Here is an 18670-nt window from a genome sequence, read left to right as displayed (position 1 = left end):
GTTACATAGAGACAACAAGGCCCGGATTGTACCGGGCCTCGAACAAAACATCAGCCTTGCGACTAAACCTGCGTCAGACCTTCCAGCGCTTCGTAAGCCAGGCGCACCGGGGCGAACGAGCGCCGGTGAATCGGCGTCGGGCCAAGACGCGCCAACGCTTCCAGATGAACGGGCGTCGGATAACCTTTATGGCCACCGATGCCGTAACCCGGGTAGATCAATTCGAAGGCGGCCATTTCACGGTCGCGGCTGACCTTGGCCAGAATCGATGCGGCAGCGATGGCTGGAACCTTGCCGTCGCCCTGCACCACCGCTTCGGCGCGCATCGGCAGTTGCGGGCAGCGGTTGCCGTCGATCATCGCCAGTTTCGGCTGGATGTGCAGCCCGGCAACCGCGCGCTGCATGGCCAGCATGGTCGCGTGCAAAATATTCAGCTCGTCGATTTCCTCGACTTCAGCGCGGGCGATGCACCAGCTCAGGGACTTCTCGATGATTTCGTCGTAGAGCTTTTCGCGCTTGGCTTCGGTGAGTTTCTTCGAGTCGTTAAGCCCGAGGATCGGCCGGTTCGGATCGAGGATCACCGCCGCCGTCACCACCGCACCGCACAGCGGGCCGCGACCGACCTCATCGACGCCGGCAACCAGTTCTTCAACTTCGGCGACCAGGGTGAAATCCAGGCCCATTTGCATGCTTGTCTTGCTCATCGTGTCTGACCGATCAGGTTGAGGACGGCGTCCGCCGCCTGATTGGAGGCATCCAGCCGCAACGTGCGATGGATCTCATCGAAGCCGCGAGTCTGTTCTTCGCCGCCTTCGATCAATGGCGACAGCGTCTGCGCCAGTGCTTCGACCGTCGCATCATCCTGCAACAATTCCGGGACCAGCAGACGCTGGGCCAACAGGTTCGGCAAGGACACATACGGGCTCTTGACCATACGCTTGAGAATCCAGAACGTCAGCGGCGCCAAGCGATACGCCACCACCATCGGCCGCTTGTACAACAGCGCTTCAAGGGTGGCGGTGCCGGAGGCGATCAACACGGCGTTGCACGCAGCCAGGGCCAGATGGGATTTGCCGTCGAGCAAGGTCACCGGCAAATCACGACCGGCGAGCAGCTCTTCAAGTTGCGCGCGACGTTCCGGATTGGCGCACGGGATGACAAAGCGCAAACCTGGGCGCATCGCCCGCAGACGTTCGGCGGTATCGAGGAACAGCGCGCCCAGACGAGAGACTTCGCCGCCACGGCTGCCGGGCATCAACGCCACCAGCGGGCCGTCGGGCAGTCCCAACTCGGCACGCGCCGCAGCGCGATCAGCCTCCAGCGGAATGGTATCGGCCAGCGTGTGGCCGACGAACCGCACCGGCACGCCTTTTTCTTCGTAGAATTTTGCTTCGAACGGCAGCAGCGTCAACATCAGGTCGCAGCCTTCGCGGATCTTCAGCACACGCTTCTGCCGCCATGCCCACACCGACGGACTGACGTAGTGCACGGTCTTGATCCCGGCCTGACGCAGCTTGAGTTCGATATTGAGGTTGAAGTCCGGTGCGTCGATACCAATGAACGCGTCCGGCTTCTCGGCGATCAGCGTAGCGATCAGGTCCTTGCGGCGCTTGAGCAGTTCGCGCAGCCGTCCAAGAACTTCCACCAGCCCCATGACCGACAAGCGCTCCATGGGAAAGTAGGACGTCAGCCCTTCGGCCTGCATCAACGGGCCACCGACACCGATGAACTCGACCGCCGGATGCTGAGCCTTGAGCGCACGCATGAGGCCGGCGCCGAGAATGTCACCGGAAGCTTCACCGGCCACCAGCGCAATACGCAGATTGGCCATGATCAGCGAGTGATGCCGCGAGTCGACGACTGGATGGAATCACGGAATACCGCGACTTCCGGGAATTGCGCAGCAGGTTCGGCCAGTTCGGCCAGCGCCTGCTCGACCGTAAGGCCTTGGCGATAGACGGTTTTGTAAGCTCGACGCAGCATGTGAATCGCATCCTCGCTGAAACCGCGACGGCGCATGCCTTCGAAGTTCATGCTGCGCGCTTCGGCCGGGTTGCCAAACACGGTGACGAACGCCGGAACGTCCTTGCCGATGGCGGTGCCCATACCGGAAAAACTGTGGGCGCCGATGTGGCAATACTGGTGAACCAGAGTGAAGCCGGAGAGGATCGCCCAGTCATCCACGTGCACATGGCCGGCCAACGCGGTGTTGTTGACCAGAATGCAGTGGTTACCGATAACGCTGTCATGCCCGATGTGCGCATAGGCCATGATCAGATTGTGATCGCCCAACGTGGTTTCCGAACGGTCCTGCACGGTGCCGCGGTGAATCGTCACGCCTTCACGGATGACGTTGTGGTCACCGATCACCAGACGGGTTTCTTCACCTTTGTATTTCAGATCGGGTGTGTCTTCGCCTACCGAGGAAAACTGGTAGATGCGATTGTGCTTGCCGATGCGGGTCGGGCCTTTGAGGATTACATGCGGCCCGATCACGGTACCCTCGCCGATTTCCACACCTGCGCCGATGATCGACCACGGGCCGACCTCGACGCCATCAGCCAGAACGGCCGACGGATCGATGATTGCGCGAGGGTCAATCAAACTCATAGCTTGCGTTCCGCACAGATGATTTCAGCCGAGCAGACCGGCTTGCCATCGACCGAAGCCTGGCATTCGAATTTCCAGATCTGACGCTTGCAGCTGATGAACTTGGCTTCAAGGATCAACTGATCGCCCGGCAACACAGGCTGGCGGAAGCGCAGCTTGTCGGAGCCGACGAAGTAATAAAGCGTGCCATCGGCAGGCTTCACATCGAGCATTTTGAAACCGAGGATCCCGGCAGCCTGAGCCATCGCCTCGATGATCAGCACGCCCGGCATGATCGGGTGCGCCGGGAAGTGACCATTGAAGAACGGTTCATTGATGCTGACATTCTTGTAGGCGCGAATGCGCTTGCCTTCAGTGTCCAGTTCCACCACCCGGTCCACCAGCAGGAACGGGTAACGGTGAGGCAGGTATTCGCGAATCTCGTTGATGTCCATCATTTCGGGGGGAAGCCTATGTAAAGATTGGGAGCGCGACTGACGCGCACTCCTCTAGCAAATCAAGGAGGCAGTCTAGAGGCTGTGCACACTTGATATGGAAATGGTATCAGCCATCTGATGAAGCATTGCCGTCAGGGGTCACTTCCCCTACGCGCTTTTCCAGCTGTTTCAAACGTCGCGCGATGTCATCGAGCTGACGGATGCGGGCCGCGCTTTTGCGCCATTCGGCCGCCGGTTGCATGGCTGTACCGGAAGAATAGGCACCCGGTTCGGTAATCGAGTGGGTCACCATGGTCATCCCGGTCAGGAAAACGTTGTCGCAAATATCAATGTGGCCGACCAGACCGACACCACCAGCGAGCATGCAATGCTTGCCGATTTTAGTGCTGCCGGAGATCCCGACGCACGCTGCCATGGCGGTGTGATCACCGACCTGAACGTTGTGGGCGATCTGGATCTGGTTGTCGAGCTTCACGCCATTGCCGATCACGGTATCGGCCAGCGCGCCGCGGTCGATGGCGGTATTCACGCCAATCTCGACATCGTCGCCGATGGTCACGCCACCAATCTGGGCGATTTTCTGCCAGATGCCTTTTTCGTTGGCAAAACCGAAGCCTTCGCCACCGAGCACGGCACCGGACTGAATCACCACTCGCTTGCCGATGCGCACATCGTGATACAGCGTCACGCGCGGGGCGAGCCAGCCGCCTTCACCGATTTCGCTGCGGGCACCGACAACGCAATGCGCACCCAATGTCACCTGCGCACCAATTCGCGCACCGGCTTCGATCACCACGAAAGGGCCGATGCTGGCGCTTGGATCAACCACCGCATCCGCTGCAATCACCGCCGACGGATGGATACCGGCAGTGGCTTTTGGCTTCGGATCGAACAGGTGGGAGATACGCGCATACGCCAGGTAAGGATCAGGCACCACCAACGCATTACCGGCAAACCCTTCGACGTCGGCTTCTTTGAGCAACAGTGCTGCTGCCTGCGAGCCCGCCAGGTATTTGCGATATTGAGGGTTTGCCAGAAAGCTCAACTGAGCTGGGCCAGCCTCTTGCAAAGTGGCTAGCCCAGTAATTTTCGTCTCAGGGTCGCCACGCAAGGTGGCGCCGAGAAACTCGGCCAACTGGCCGAGCTTGATAGTCACGGTCATGGGTTACTTCAGCTGATTCATGCGCTCGATAACCTGGCGCGTGATGTCGTACTGAGGTTTGACATCGATGACTGCGCCACGCTCGAACACCAGGTCAAAACCACCTTTCTTGATGACTTCTTCCACTGCGCTATCCAGTTTTGGCTTCAGTTGCTTGAGCATTTCGCGGTCGGCAACAGCTTTGGCTTCGTTCAATTCCTTGGACTGGAATTGGAAGTCACGGGCCTTTTGCTTGAATTCCAGCTCCAGACGCTCACGCTCACCTTGCTGCATTTTGTCGCCACCGGCCATCAGACGATCCTGAATGCCCTTGGCGCTGCTTTCCAGCGTCTTCAGCTTGGTCAGTTGCGGACCGAACTTCTTCTCGGCATCTACCGCGTATTTCTTGGCCGCGTCGGATTCAAGCAAGGCCATCTGATAGTTCAGAACGGCAATTTTCATGTCGGCAAATGCCGGGCCTGCCACCATCAAAGAGGCCAGGAGAACCAATTGAGTCAACTTACGCACGATGCACTCCTACAAAATCCATTGTCGTTATCTTGGGTCAGACGCTTAGAACGTCTGGCCGAGGGAGAATTGGAACACTTGAGTTTCAGCCTCATCCGGCTTCTTGATCGGCATGGCCAACGCGAAGCTCAGAGGCCCCAGTGCGGTGACCCAGGTCACACCCACACCCACGGAACTGGCCATGTTGCTCAGGCTGATGTCGTTGCACTTGGTGTTCGACGTCGAGCCGTTTGCGTTAGTCGTGTCCTTGCACTGCGAGTCAAATACGTTACCCACATCCCAGAATACCGAGGTGCGCAGGGAACGCTGATCTTTCACGAACGGCAGCGGGAACAGAACCTCGACACCGCCCTGGATCAGGACGTTACCACCGAACGGCAGTGGATCCTGGTCCGGGTCAGCCAGCGTGCCCGGGTTGGTACCACGGCTCGGTGTACTGCGCGGGCCGAGAGTGCTGTCCTTGAAGCCACGAACCGAGTTGAAACCACCAGCATAGTAGTTTTCATAGAACGGCAAGCCATCAGTCCCGCCGTAACCGTCGCCATAACCCAGCTCTGTGTGCAGACGCAGGGTGTAGTTCTCGCTGATCGGCTGGAACAACTGACCACGGTAATCAAGTTTGTAGAACGACAGGTCGCTGCCTGGCACGGTGGTTTCCAGAGTCAGGCTCTGGGAACGACCACGGGTTGGCAGTACGCCTTTGTTCAGTGTCGACTCGGACCAGCCGGCCGAAGCCTTGAAGTTCAGGTATTTGTCGCCTTCCTTGTTAACGAAGTCGAAAATCTCGTCAACGGTGTAGGTACCGGTCTTGATCTCGTCCTGTTGAACCGACAGACCAAAGGTCAGACGCGAAGTCTCGCTGATCGGGTAGCCAACGTTCACGCCGGCACCCAGGCTGTCGACCGCATAGCTGGCTACGTCGACGTCGAGGTCTTTGTAGTCAGTGGTGCGATAGAACGCGTTGTAACCCAGGCTCACGCCATCGGCGGTCCAGTACGGGTCAACGTAGCCGAAGTTGTAGCGGCTCTGGTATTCACTGCGGGTCAGGCCGACGCTGACGCGGTTACCGGTACCGAGGAAGTTGTTCTGGGTGATCGAACCACCGAGGATCAAACCGGCACTCTGGGCGAAACCGACGCTGGCGGTAATCGAACCGGAAGCCTGCTCTTCAACGGCGTAGTTCACGTCAACCTGATCGTCCACACCCGGAACAGCCGGGGTTTCAACGTTGACTTCTTTAAAGAAGCCCAGACGCTCAAGACGGGTTTTAGACTGGTCGATCAGGTAAGTCGAAGCCCAGCCGCCTTCCATCTGACGCATTTCACGACGCAGCACTTCGTCTTCCGACTTGGTGTTGCCACGGAAGTTGATGCGGTTGACGTAGGCACGCTTGCCCGGATCAACAGCGAACAGAATATCGACGGTGTGATCATCATCGTGCGGCTGAGGTACGCCGTTGACGTTGGCGAAGGTGTAACCCTCGTTACCCAGACGACGGGTGATCAGCTCGGATGTGGTGGTCATCAGCTTGCGCGAGAACACCTGGCCTTTCTGCACCAGCAGCAGGGACTTGACCTGATCTTCAGGGACTTTCAGATCACCGCTGAGCTTGACGTCACGAACGGTGTACTTCTCGCCTTCGGTGACGTTGACAGTGATGTAGACGTGCTTCTTGTCCGGGGTGATGGAGACCTGGGTCGAAGCGATATCCATGTTGATATAGCCACGGTCCAGGTAGTAGGAACGCAGACGCTCCAGGTCACCGGAAAGCTTTTCACGGGCGTACTTGTCATCGTTCTTGAAGAACGACAGCCAGTTGGTGGTTTTCAGTTCGAACAGGTCGGTCAGGTCTTCTTCAGGGAAAACCGTGTTGCCCACCACGTTGATGTGCTGAATGGCCGCAACGGTACCTTCGTTGATCTTCACTTTCAGACCCACGCGGTTACGCGGCTGCGAGACCACTTCGGTATCAACGGTAGCCGAGTAGCGACCTTGCGCGACGTACTGACGTTGCAGTTCGTTACGCACACCCTCAAGGGTGGCGCGCTGGAAGATCTCGCCTTCGGCCAGACCGGACTGTTTGAGACCTTTCATCAAGTCTTCAGTGGAGATCGCCTTGTTGCCTTCGATCTCGATACTGGCGACCGACGGACGTTCAACGACCGTGATTACCAGAACGTTGCCTTCGCGGCCCAGCTGGATATCTTGAAAGAAACCGGTTTTGAACAACGCACGAGTGGATTCCACCAGGCGACGATCATCCGCCTGCTCACCGACGTTCAACGGCAAGGCACCAAAGACGCTACCCGCGGAGACCCGCTGGAGGCCATTGACGCGAATATCAGAGATAGTGAAGGACTCGGCGTGAACTTCGGCGATCATCAATACGGTGAGAACCGCAGTTAGCAGCAGACGTTTCATGAAGTCCTTTCTTATTCCAACTGGCAATAAACAAACTGCCGCAAAATGCGGCAGATTCGCAATTCAGCGAAGCGTTACAGACGACCCAGATCGTTGACCAGAGCAAGCAACATCACCCCGACCACCAAACTGATACCGATCTGTATCCCCCAACCTTGCACCCGATCCGACAAGGGACGACCACGCGCCCACTCGATCAGATAAAACAACAAATGCCCCCCATCCAGTACAGGAATGGGCAGCAAATTCAGAACGCCCAGGCTAATACTCAGATAAGCAAGGAAATTCAGGAAATCAGCGACGCCCGACTGGGCAGAAGCGCCCGCCACTTTAGCAATGGTTATCGGTCCACTCAAGTTTTTTACCGAGAGCTCGCCGAACAGCATTTTCTTCAGTGAATCGAGCGTCAGAATGCTCATGGTCCAAGTGCGACGGGCACCCTCGCCAATTGCAGCCAGCGGCCCATAACTGACCTCGCGAATCATCTCCGGTGGCCAGTCGACAGCTTTTACGCCAGCCCCCAGATATCCGCTTGGCGTTTTGCTTTCGCCACGCGCTGCCAGGGTCACAGGGACGTCGATTTGAGCATTGTCGCGCTCGACGCGCAGCATGATTTTGGTATCAGGACGCGTACGGACCGTATCAACGACCTGCTGCCAGTCATTCAGCGCCTGACCGTCGAGCGCCAACAGACGATCGCCAGTCTTCAGGCCGGCCGCCTGGGCCGGACCTTTCGGATCCAGTTCGGCAAGTACCGGCGGCAGGGCCGGGCGCCACGGACGAATCCCCAGGGAGCGGATCGGGTCCGGCTCATCTGCGCCTTTGAGCCAGTTATCCAGCTTCAGCTCACGCGGCGAATCGACAGTCGTACCCTGCTCACGCACCAGCAGCTGCAAAGAACCGCTTTCGCCAAGGCGCCGGACCAATTGCAAATTGACGGCTGCCCAACCGGTAGTCGGCTCCCCATCTATAGAAACGATTTCCTGGCCTGAGCTCAAACCGGCACTGGCCGCGATACTGCCGGATTCAACCGCACCGATGACCGGACGCACCTGCTCGCTGCCGAGCATGGCCAACACCCAGAAGAACACCAACGCCAAGAGGAAGTTGGCAATGGGACCTGCAGCGACAATGGCGATACGCTGACGCACGGTTTTGCGGTTGAACGACTGATCAAGCTGATCGACTGGAACTTCGCCTTCGCGCTCATCGAGCATCTTGACGTAGCCACCCAACGGTATCGCCGCGATGACAAACTCAGTGCCTTGCTTGTCATGCCAGCGCAGCAACGGCATGCCGAAGCCTACGGAAAATCGCAGAACCTTGACGCCACAGCGACGCGCGACCCAGAAGTGGCCGAATTCGTGAAAGGTGACCAGCACACCCAAGGCGATCAGGGTGCCGGCAATCATATAGAGCGCGCTCATCTACTTTCTCCGCAATCCTGTTCAGTACCGCGTGTAGCCATTGTGTTGCAAATTTTATCGATCGTGACGCTTCAACCATTGCTCGGCCAGGATTCGTGCCTTGGCGTCTGCCGTAAACACGGCTTCGAGATCGGCCATCGCAACAACCGGTTCGAGGTTCAAGACTTCCTCGATGATACTCGCGATTTCCAGATAACGGACCCGTCCATCGAGAAACGCTGCCACCGCGACTTCATTGGCCGCATTGAGCATTGCCGGAGCACTGTCGCCCGCCTCGGCAGCTTGCCGCGCCAGACGCAGGCAAGGGAAGCGCTGTTCATCCGGCGCCTCGAAGTCCAGACGCGCGATGGCGAACAGATCCAGCGGTGCTACACCGGAATCAATACGCTCCGGCCAGGCCAGGGCATTGGCAATCGGTGTACGCATATCGGGATTGCCCAACTGCGCCAGCACCGAACCGTCGACATAATCGACCAGCGAGTGAATCACGCTCTGCGGATGAATCACCACCTCGACCTGGAAAGGCTTTGCATCGAACAACCAACAAGCCTCGATCAGCTCGAGCCCTTTATTCATCATGCTGGCCGAATCGACCGAAATCTTGCGCCCCATGGACCAGTTCGGGTGCGCACATGCCTGATCAGGTGAAACATGCGCCAATTCACTCATGGGCGTCTGTCGGAACGGGCCGCCAGAGGCTGTGAGCAAAATCCGACGGACGCCGACGGAGTTCAATCCACGGGCAAAATCCTGTGGCATGCACTGAAAAATCGCGTTGTGTTCGCTGTCGATCGGCAGTAACACCGAACCACTCTTGCGCACCGCCTGCATGAACAAGGCGCCGGACATCACCAGCGCCTCTTTATTGGCCAGAAGAATTTTCTTGCCCGCTTCGACAGCGGCCAGGGTCGGACGCAGACCTGCCGCACCAACGATTGCCGCCATCACCGCATCGACTTCCGGAGCAGCAGCAACCTGACACAGGCCCTCCTCCCCCACCAGCACGCGAGTCGGCAAACCGGCGGCACGCAAATCATCCTGCAAGCCACGCGCGGCAGCCGCCTCAGGCACCACAGCAAATTGCGGCACGTGGCGCACGCACAAGGTGAAAAGCTCGCTCAGACGCGTGAAACCACTCAACGCGAAGACCTGATAACGCTCAGGATGACGAGCAATGACATCCAGCGTGCTCAGGCCGATCGAGCCCGTCGCACCCAGAACGGTAATCTGTTGTGGCCGACTCACGGTGCAGCCATCCAAAGCAGTACGGCGAACACTGGAATGGCTGCGGTCAGACTGTCGATACGGTCAAGCACACCACCATGACCCGGCAGCAGATTACTGCTGTCCTTGATGCCGGACTGACGCTTGAACATGCTTTCGGTCAGGTCGCCAACAACAGAAATGAACACGATCAGCGCGGCGCCAATCAAGCCTTTAAGCAGCTCGGCGACGGTCCAGTCACGCACCAGGCCGACAATCGCGGTGATCAGCAGACTCAGTGCCAGACCACCGTAGACGCCTTCCCAGCTTTTTCCCGGGCTGACTTGCGGGGCCAGCTTGCGCTTGCCAAATTTGCGCCCGGAGAAGTAAGCACCGATATCGGCACCCCAGACCAACACCATCACCGCCATGATCAGCCAGTTACCCAGCGGGTATTGCTTGATCTGCACCAGGCCTTGCCAGGCAGGCAACAGAATCAGCAGGCCAATGACCAGTTTGGTGGCGGCCGTGGACCAACGCTCGCTGGAGCGCGGATACGTCAGCACCAGATAGGTCGCCACCGCCCACCAGAGCACCGAAGCCCCCAGCACCCACGGCGCCAGGCCGGGCAGCACATACATGACGAACAACATCAATGCGACGACTGCGGCGTAGCCAACGCGGAACGATTGAGCGGTAAAGCCTGCCAGACGCGCCCATTCCCAGGCGCCCAAACTCACGACCATGCCGATGAACAGGGCAAAACCCGAACCCTGGAGCAAGAAAAAGCCGCACAAGGCGATCGGCAGCAGGATCAGCGCAGTGATGATTCGTTGTTTAAGCATTAAACCCGGGCTCCAGCTTCGACCTGTTCGCTCGTTTTACCGAAGCGACGCTGGCGCGAAGCGAAATCGGCCAGCGCATTGCGCATGGCATCGTGTTTGAAGTCCGGCCAGAACAGGTCGGAGAAGTACAACTCGGCGTAAGCCAGTTGCCACAGCAGGAAGTTGCTGATGCGGTGTTCGCCACCGGTACGGATGCACAGGTCCGGCAATGGCAGATCGCCGGTCGCCAGACAGGTTTGCAGCAGATCCGGGGTAATGTCTTCCGGACGCAGGTGCCCGGCCTGGACTTCACGTGCCAGACGCTGGGCAGCCTGTGCAATATCCCACTGACCGCCGTAATTGGCGGCGATTTGCAGGATGAAACGGTTGGCACCCGCCGTCATCGCTTCGGCTTCACGCATTGCTGCCTGAAGTTCCGGATGGAAGCGCGAACGATCGCCAATGATGCGCAGGCTGATGTTGTTCTCGTTGAGGCGCTTGGCCTCACGACGCAATGCCTTGAAGAAAAGATCCATCAAGGCACTGACTTCTTCGGCCGGGCGTTGCCAGTTTTCACTGGAAAACGCGAACAGGGTGAGCACCTCGACCTTGGCCTCGGCGCACACCTCGATGACGGCCCGCACAGCATCCACGCCCGCTTTATGCCCGGCGACACCCGGCATAAAGCGTTTTTTCGCCCAGCGATTGTTGCCATCCATGATGATCGCGACATGGCGCGGCACCGCGGACGGCGCAGTCTGCTTGGTCTTGTCCATTTAAAGCTCGACCCTTATACGGCCATCAGGTCTTTTTCTTTCTCGTCCGTTGCCTTGGTGATCTGGGCCTCGGATTCTTTGGTCAACTTATCGATATCAGCGATGGCACGACGCTCTTCGTCTTCGCTGATTTCCTTGTCCTTGACCAGTTTTTTCAGCTCGCCCAAGGCATCGCGACGAATATTGCGCACGGCAACACGCGCATCTTCAGCTGCGCTGCGGGCCTGCTTGGTGAAGCCTTTACGCGTTTCCTCGGTGAGGGCAGGCATAGGAATCAACAGCAACTCGCCCAGGTTGGTCGGGTTGAGGTTCAGACCGGCGCTCTGGATCGCCTTGTCGACGGCAGCGAGCATGTTGCGCTCGAACGCCACGACCTGCAGGGTGCGCGAGTCTTTTACGGTGACGTTGGCCACACTGCTCAGCGGGGTGTCAGTGCCGTAGTAAGGCACCATGACACTGCCGAGAATGCTCGGGTGAGCCTTACCGGTACGAATCTGGCCGAACGCGTGGTTCAGAGACTCCAGGGATTTCTGCATACGCGCTTGGGCGTCTTTCTTGATTTCGTTGATCATTGTTGGCCTTCCTCGATCAAAGTCCCTTCAGCGCCGCCGTGCACAATGTTCAGCAGGGCACCGGGCTTGTTCATGTTGAATACGCGCAGCGGCATCTTGTGGTCGCGGCACAGGCAAATAGCGGTCAGATCCATCACGCCCAGCTTGCGATCCAGCACTTCATCATAAGTCAGATGATCGAACTTCTCGGCATGCGGGTCTTTGAACGGGTCAGCGGTGTAGACGCCATCGACCTTGGTCGCTTTGAGCACGACGTCGGCATCGATTTCGATTGCACGCAGGCAGGCTGCCGAATCCGTGGTGAAGAACGGATTACCGGTACCGGCGGCGAAAATCACCACGTCCTTGGAGTTCAGGTGACGCATGGCTTTGCGGCGATCATAGTGATCGGTCACGCCAACCATGGAGATGGCCGACATCACGATGGCCGAGATATTGGCACGTTCCAGCGCGTCGCGCATGGCCAGGGCGTTCATCACAGTGGCCAGCATGCCCATGTGGTCACCTGTCACCCGATCCATACCGGCTTTGCTCAAGGCTTCGCCGCGGAACAGGTTGCCACCGCCGATCACCAGACCGACCTGTACGCCGATGCCGACCAGCTGGCCGACTTCCAGCGCCATCCGATCCAGCACTTTTGGATCGATCCCGAACTCTTCCGAGCCCATCAGGGCCTCGCCGCTAAGCTTGAGTAGAATGCGTTTATAGCGAGCCTGATAACCACTGCCCTGCTGAGCCATTGCGAATCTCTCCTGCGGCGTATTTAAAAATTCTTTGCGAGCTGTTTACAGCTGGCGTTCACTCTAGCTTGGCGCTGCTTCAGCGCCATCGGAACATGGCTTTGTAAGTCAGTTCCAAGTGGAAACCAATAAAAATTGGCAACCCCATCTGAAAAGAGGCTGCGCGCGTAAGCGGGCAGCCTCTTTCGGGCGACAGTTGAAAAACCGTCTTATTGCTTGGCGGCAGCCAGCTGGGCAGCAACTTCTTCAGCGAAGTTGTCGACCGGCTTCTCGATGCCTTCGCCTACTTTGAAGTAAGTGAAGGAAACGATTTCTGCGCCGGCTTTCTTGGCCAGCTCGCCAACCTTGACTTCAGGGTTCTTGACGAACGCCTGCTCAACCAGGCTTGCTTCTGCCAGGAACTTGCTGATACGGCCCTTGACCATGTTCTCAACAATGTTTTCTGGCTTGCCTTTGATCTTCTCTTCGTTCAGCTGCAGGAACACAGCTTTTTCACGCTCGATCGCTTCATCCGAAACTTGCGAAGGCAGCAGGAACTCAGGGTTGCTTGCAGCTACGTGCATCGCGATGTCTTTGGCCAGCTCGACGTCACCGCCTTTCAGGACAACAGCAACACCGATCTTGTTACCGTGCAGGTAGGTGCCGACAACGTCACCCTCTACGCGGACCAGACGACGGATGTTGACGTTTTCACCAACTTTAGCAACCAGAGCTTCACGAGCCGATTCCTGAGCGGCGATCAGCGGAGCTGCATCGGTCAGGTTCTCGTCGAAGGCTTTTTCTACGCTGGCAGCAACGAAGTTCTTGAAGTCATCTTGCAGGGCCAGGAAGTCGGTCTGCGAGTTGACTTCCAGCAGCACGGCTGCCTTGTCGTTCGATTTGATGGCGATTGCGCCTTCAGCGGCAACGTTGCCCGCTTTCTTGGCAGCCTTGATCGCGCCCGAAGCACGCATGTCATCAATGGCTTTTTCGATGTCGCCGCCAGCCTTTTCCAGGGCTTTCTTGCAGTCCATCATGCCTTCGCCGGTACGCTCGCGCAGTTCTTTGACCAACGCTGCAGTAATTGCTGCCATTTTCAAATTCCTCTTGGATAGGTTTTCAACCATTCCACCCGATCGAACGGGCGTTCAATTCTTCCCGAACCAGCTTGTAGCCGCTGCACGTTACAGATGCTGTAGCTGCGCTGCCGACAAATGGTTTTCGAGGTGGCAAAAAGGGGGCCAAGCCCCCTTTTTGCTTACTGAGTTAACGCCAGGGCGCTAATTACTCAGCTGCAGCCTGAGTTTCTTCAGCTGCGAATTCTACAGTGCCGCCAGCAACATTGTTGCGACCGCGGATTACTGCGTCAGCCATCGAACCCATGTACAGCTGGATAGCGCGGATTGCGTCATCGTTGCCTGGGATGATGTAGTCAACGCCTTCCGGGCTGCTGTTGGTGTCGACAACGCCGATTACCGGGATGCCCAGCTTGTTGGCTTCGGTGATCGCGATGCGCTCGTGGTCAACGTCGATCACGAACAGTGCGTCTGGCAGACCGCCCATGTCCTTGATGCCGCCCAGCGAACGATCCAGCTTTTCCAGGTCACGGGAGCGCATCAGCGCTTCTTTCTTGGTCAGCTTGGCGAAAGTACCGTCTTCGGCTTGAACTTCAAGGTCACGCAGACGCTTGATGGAAGCACGAATGGTTTTGAAGTTGGTCAGCATGCCGCCCAACCAGCGGTGATCGACGTACGGCGAACCGCAACGTGCTGCTTCTTCAGCAACGATCTTGCCAGCGGAACGCTTGGTGCCGACGAACAGAATCTTGTTTTTGCCCTGGGCCAGACGCTCTACGAAAGTCAGAGCTTCGTTGAACATTGGCAGGGTTTTTTCAAGGTTGATAATGTGAATCTTGTTACGCGCGCCGAAAATGTACTTACCCATTTTCGGATTCCAGTAACGGGTTTGGTGACCGAAGTGCACACCGGCCTTCAGCATATCGCGCATATTGACTTGGGACATGATAGTTCCTTGATAAGTCGGGTTTGGCCTCCACGTATCCCAATGACCAACCAGTGGCATAAAGCCAAAAGCACCCAGGTCATCGTGTCGACACGTGTGTGGATTTAAGCTTTTCGGAGCATCCCCGGAAAGCGGCGCATTTTATACCACAGGGTGCGCAGAAACGGAACCCGGAATCTGTATTCGCACCAAGGACATGGGCGCAGCCCCCTTGGAATCGGCCCCGAGCGCACCATTGTATAGAGAGAAGCGATGCACGCGGGCGCTGAATTGCGCCGTGCGTCTGTTAGAATCGCGTTTTTCAGGGTGGCCAATCGAACACCTGCCACCCTATTCGTATCAGCAAGCGCCGCCGAGCGCAGAGAGAGCCTGTATGACCGTCACCCTCAAAACCCCCGAGGACATCGCTGGCATGCGCGTCGCCGGCAAACTGGCCGCCGATGTGCTGGAAATGATTGCCGAACATGTCAAACCGGGCGTCACCACCGATCAACTGAACCAGATCTGCCACGACTACATCGTCAACGTGCAGCAAGCCATCCCTGCCCCACTCAACTACAAGGGCTACCCGAAGTCGATCTGCACCTCGATCAACCACGTGGTCTGCCACGGCATCCCGAACGACAAGCCGCTGAAAAACGGCGATACCCTGAACATCGACGTGACCGTGATCAAGGACGGCTACCACGGCGATACCAGCCGTATGTTCCACGTCGGCGAAGTGCCGGTCTGGGCCGAGCGTCTGTCGCAGATCACCCAGGAATGCATGTACAAGGCGATCGAGATCGTCAAACCCGGCTGCCGCCTCGGCGACATCGGCGAAGTGATTCAGAAGCACGCCGAGAAGAATGGTTTCTCGGTGGTTCGCGAATTCTGCGGCCACGGCATCGGCAAGGTCTTCCACGAAGAACCGCAAATTCTGCACTACGGTCGCGCCGGCACCGGCATGGAACTGAAGGCCGGCATGACTTTCACCATCGAGCCGATGATCAATCAGGGCAAGGCCGACACCAAAGTACTGGGCGACGGCTGGACCGCAATCACCAAGGACCGCAAGCTCTCGGCCCAGTGGGAACACACCCTGCTGGTCACTGACACCGGTTACGAGATCTTTACCCTGCGCGCCGATGACACCATCCCGCGCGTCTCGGCCTGATCCACACAACGTTCCCAGCCTTATAGAAGGAAAGCCAATCGATGCCGCAGGTGGATCCCGAACTCTTCGACCGCGGCCAGTTCCAGGCTGAACTGGCCCTGAAAGCGAGTCCTATCGCGGCGTTCAAGAAGGCGATCCGCCAGGCTCGCGAGGTGCTCGACACGCGTTTTCGCCAGGGTCGCGACATTCGCCGCCTGATCGAAGACCGTGCCTGGTTCGTCGACAACATCCTGCAAAAGGCCTGGGAGCAGTTCAACTGGAGCGAGGACGCCGACATCGCGCTGGTCGCAGTCGGCGGCTACGGTCGCGGTGAGCTGCACCCGTATTCCGACATCGATCTGCTGATCCTGCTGGACAGCGCCGATCACGAAGTTTTCCGCGACTCCATCGAGCGTTTTCTGACACTGCTGTGGGACATTGGCCTGGAAGTCGGTCAGAGCGTGCGCTCGGTCGACGAATGTGCCGAAGAGGCTCGCGCTGACCTCACGGTTGTCACCAACCTGATGGAAAGCCGCACCATTTGCGGCCCCGAGCGTCTGCGCCAGCGCATGCTCGACGTCACCAGCACCGCACACATGTGGCCGGCCAAGGAGTTTTTCCTGGCCAAGCGTGCCGAGCAGAAGGCCCGTCACCACAAGTACAACGACACCGAATACAACCTGGAACCCAACGTCAAAGGCTCGCCCGGCGGCTTGCGGGATATCCAGACGATTCTGTGGGTGGCCCGGCGTCAGTACGGCACCCTGAACCTGCGCGCCCTCGCCGGCGAAGGTTTTCTGGTTGAGAGCGAAAACGCCCTGCTCGCCTCTTCCCAGGAATTCCTCTGGAAAGTGCGATATGCGCTGCACATGCTCGCCGGTCGCTCGGAAGACCGCTTGTTGTTCGATCATCAGCGCACCATCGCCGGCCTGCTCGGTTTTGAAGGCGACGACGCCAAACAGGCCGTCGAAAACTTCATGCAACAGTATTTCCGCGTGGTAATGAGCATCGCCCAGCTCAGCGACCTGATCATTCAGCATTTCGAGGAAGTCATCCTCGCCCCGGAAGACGAAGCGCCGCCGCAGCCGATCAACTCGCGCTTCCAGCTCCACGACGGCTATATCGAGGCGCGCAACGACAACGTGTTTCGCCGCACGCCGTTCGCCATGCTCGAAATATTCGTGCTGATGGCCCAGCAGCCGGAAATCAAAGGCGTGCGCGCCGACACCATTCGATTGCTGCGGGAAAACCGTCACCTGATCGACGACAACTTCCGCAACGATATTCGCAATACCAGCCTGTTCATCGAGCTGTTCAAGTGCAAGATCGGCATCCACCGTAACCTGCGCCGGATGAACCGATACGGCATTCTCGGGCGCTATCTGCCGGAGTTCGGCTTTATCGTCGGGCAAATGCAGCACGACCTGTTCCACATTTATACGGTCGATGCGCACACGCTGAACCTGATCAAGCACCTGCGCAAATTGCAGTACACCCAGGTCTCGGAGAAATTTCCGCTGGCGGCCAAGCTCATGGCCAAACTGCCCAAGCCCGAACTGATCTACATGGCGGGCCTGTATCACGACATTGGTAAAGGCCGGCATGGCGATCACTCGGAAATCGGCGCGGTCGATGCAGAGGCGTTCTGCCAGCGTCATCAACTGCCAGTGTGGGACAGTCGCCTGATCGTCTGGCTGGTGCAGAACCATCTGGTGATGTCGACCACCGCCCAGCGCAAGGACTTGTCCGATCCGCAAGTGATCCACGACTTTGCCTTGGCCGTCGGCGACGAAACCCGCCTCGACTACCTCTACGTGCTGACGGTGGCCGACATCAACGCGACCAACCCGACGCTGTGGAATTCGTGGCGCGCCAGCCTGTTGCGCCAGCTCTACACCGAGACCAAGCGCGCCTTGCGCCGTGGCCTGGAAAACCCGGTGGACCGCGAAGAGCAGATCCGCCAGACCCAAAGCGCCGCGCTGGATATTCTGGTGCGTGGTGGCACCGACCCGGACGATGTCGAGCAGTTGTGGGCGCAGTTGGGCGATGACTATTTCCTGCGCCACACCGCCGGCGACGTGGCCTGGCACAGTGATGCGATCCTGCAGCAACCGGTCGATGGCGGGCCGCTCGTGCTGATCAAGGAAACCACCCAGCGCGAGTTCGAGGGCGGCACGCAGATCTTCATCTATGCACCGGACCAGCATGATTTCTTCGCCGTGACCGTGGCCGCGATGGACCAGCTCAACCTGAACATTCACGACGCCCGGGTCATCACCTCGAGCAGCCAGTTCACCCTCGACACCTACATCGTGCTCGACAACGAAGGCGAATCGATCGGCGACAACCCGGCACGGGTCAAACAGATCCGCGAAGGCCTGACCGAAGCCCTGCGCAACCCGGACGATTACCCGACGATCATCCAGCGCCGCGTGCCGCGTCAGCTCAAGCATTTCGCCTTTGCGCCGCAGGTGACGATTCACAACGATGCGCAGCGTCCGGTGACGGTTCTGGAATTGACCGCCCCGGATCGCCCGGGACTGCTGGCGCGGATCGGCGGGATTTTCCTTGAGTTCGACCTGTCGCTGCAGAACGCCAAGATTGCGACCCTCGGCGAGCGGGTCGAAGACGTGTTCTTCATCACCGACGCCCACAACCAACCGTTGTCCGACCCGTTGCTGTGCAGCCGTTTGCAGGATGCGATCGTTGAGCAACTGAGCGTCAATCAGGAACCCGATATCAAACTGTCGCGCCTCAGTATTTGATGGCGCCCCGGATTCAAATGGCTTTGCGAGAGACCCTGCCCCAATGAACAACGCTCTGAACCAGCTCCAGCCGTACCCGTTCGAAAAGCT

17 protein-coding genes are annotated in these 18670 nt (G+C 58.3%); 2 read left to right on the top strand and 15 right to left on the bottom strand.

Going from position 1 to position 18670, the window contains the following annotated elements; translation table 11 throughout:
* Positions 1-62 precede the first annotated feature (62 nt).
* The 15 genes from rnhB to rpsB form a co-directional block, all read right to left on the bottom strand.
* Positions 63-689 carry a ribonuclease HII gene (rnhB, locus tag M9827_RS02210; protein WP_038357914.1) on the bottom strand — a complete coding sequence of 209 codons (627 nt, stop codon included), beginning with the start codon at positions 687-689 and terminating at the stop codon, positions 63-65.
* 11 nt (positions 690-700) lie between these two features.
* Positions 701-1831, bottom strand: a complete 1131-nt coding sequence (gene lpxB, locus M9827_RS02205) for a lipid-A-disaccharide synthase (RefSeq protein WP_250603105.1) — start codon at positions 1829-1831, stop codon at positions 701-703.
* Between the two features lie 2 nt (positions 1832-1833).
* Positions 1834-2610 carry an acyl-ACP--UDP-N-acetylglucosamine O-acyltransferase gene (gene lpxA, locus M9827_RS02200; RefSeq protein WP_250603103.1) on the bottom strand — a complete coding sequence of 259 codons (777 nt, stop codon included), beginning with the start codon at positions 2608-2610 and terminating at the stop codon, positions 1834-1836.
* Positions 2607-3047, bottom strand: a complete 441-nt coding sequence (gene fabZ / locus M9827_RS02195; RefSeq protein ID WP_003222142.1) for a 3-hydroxyacyl-ACP dehydratase FabZ — start codon at positions 3045-3047, stop codon at positions 2607-2609. Before fabZ ends, lpxA begins: the two co-directional genes overlap by 4 nt.
* A gap of 106 nt (positions 3048-3153) precedes the next feature.
* Complete coding sequence (gene lpxD / locus M9827_RS02190) at positions 3154-4209, bottom strand: UDP-3-O-(3-hydroxymyristoyl)glucosamine N-acyltransferase (RefSeq protein WP_250603101.1); 1056 nt, start codon at positions 4207-4209, stop codon at positions 3154-3156.
* A gap of 3 nt (positions 4210-4212) precedes the next feature.
* Complete coding sequence (locus M9827_RS02185) at positions 4213-4716, bottom strand: OmpH/Skp family outer membrane protein (protein WP_007908849.1); 504 nt, start codon at positions 4714-4716, stop codon at positions 4213-4215.
* Positions 4717-4761: 45 nt separating this feature from the next.
* Complete coding sequence (gene bamA / locus M9827_RS02180; protein ID WP_250603099.1) at positions 4762-7137, bottom strand: outer membrane protein assembly factor BamA; 2376 nt, start codon at positions 7135-7137, stop codon at positions 4762-4764.
* Between the two features lie 74 nt (positions 7138-7211).
* Positions 7212-8564 (bottom strand): sigma E protease regulator RseP, encoded by a 1353-nt coding sequence (gene rseP, locus M9827_RS02175; protein ID WP_250603097.1) that lies wholly within the window; start codon positions 8562-8564, stop codon positions 7212-7214.
* 54 nt (positions 8565-8618) lie between these two features.
* Positions 8619-9809 (bottom strand): 1-deoxy-D-xylulose-5-phosphate reductoisomerase, encoded by a 1191-nt coding sequence (gene ispC / locus M9827_RS02170; RefSeq protein WP_250603095.1) that lies wholly within the window; start codon positions 9807-9809, stop codon positions 8619-8621.
* Positions 9806-10612, bottom strand: coding sequence for a phosphatidate cytidylyltransferase (locus M9827_RS02165; protein WP_250603093.1), 807 nt, complete (start codon positions 10610-10612; stop codon positions 9806-9808). The genes ispC and M9827_RS02165 overlap by 4 nt, the downstream gene beginning before the upstream one ends.
* Positions 10612-11367 (bottom strand): polyprenyl diphosphate synthase, encoded by a 756-nt coding sequence (uppS, locus tag M9827_RS02160; RefSeq protein ID WP_250603091.1) that lies wholly within the window; start codon positions 11365-11367, stop codon positions 10612-10614. The genes M9827_RS02165 and uppS overlap by 1 nt, the downstream gene beginning before the upstream one ends.
* Before the next feature lie 14 nt (positions 11368-11381).
* Complete coding sequence (frr, locus tag M9827_RS02155) at positions 11382-11939, bottom strand: ribosome recycling factor (protein WP_047291868.1); 558 nt, start codon at positions 11937-11939, stop codon at positions 11382-11384.
* Positions 11936-12679, bottom strand: a complete 744-nt coding sequence (gene pyrH, locus M9827_RS02150; RefSeq protein WP_003222124.1) for a UMP kinase — start codon at positions 12677-12679, stop codon at positions 11936-11938. The genes frr and pyrH overlap by 4 nt, the downstream gene beginning before the upstream one ends.
* 209 nt (positions 12680-12888) lie before the next feature.
* Positions 12889-13752 carry a translation elongation factor Ts gene (gene tsf, locus M9827_RS02145; protein WP_250603088.1) on the bottom strand — a complete coding sequence of 288 codons (864 nt, stop codon included), beginning with the start codon at positions 13750-13752 and terminating at the stop codon, positions 12889-12891.
* A 190-nt stretch (positions 13753-13942) separates the two neighbouring features.
* A complete protein-coding gene (gene rpsB / locus M9827_RS02140) occupies positions 13943-14680 on the bottom strand; it encodes a 30S ribosomal protein S2 (protein ID WP_003222119.1) in 738 nt (245 codons plus the stop codon).
* Positions 14681-15053: 373 nt separating this feature from the next.
* On the opposite strand from rpsB, the gene map reads away from it, so the two are divergent.
* Both map and M9827_RS02130 read left to right on the top strand, forming a co-directional pair.
* On the top strand, positions 15054-15836 hold the full coding sequence (gene map, locus M9827_RS02135; RefSeq protein ID WP_250603086.1) for a type I methionyl aminopeptidase: 783 nt from the start codon (positions 15054-15056) through the stop codon (positions 15834-15836).
* 41 nt (positions 15837-15877) lie between these two features.
* On the top strand, positions 15878-18580 hold the full coding sequence (locus M9827_RS02130) for a [protein-PII] uridylyltransferase (protein ID WP_250603084.1): 2703 nt from the start codon (positions 15878-15880) through the stop codon (positions 18578-18580).
* Positions 18581-18670: the final 90 nt, after the last annotated feature.

Origin of the sequence: Pseudomonas sp. AKS31, assembly GCF_023634765.1 — a bacterium.
GTDB lineage: Bacteria > Pseudomonadota > Gammaproteobacteria > Pseudomonadales > Pseudomonadaceae > Aquipseudomonas.
The sequence above is the reverse complement of the archived record's forward strand: the minus strand, read 5'-3'. Positions and strand labels throughout refer to the sequence as shown.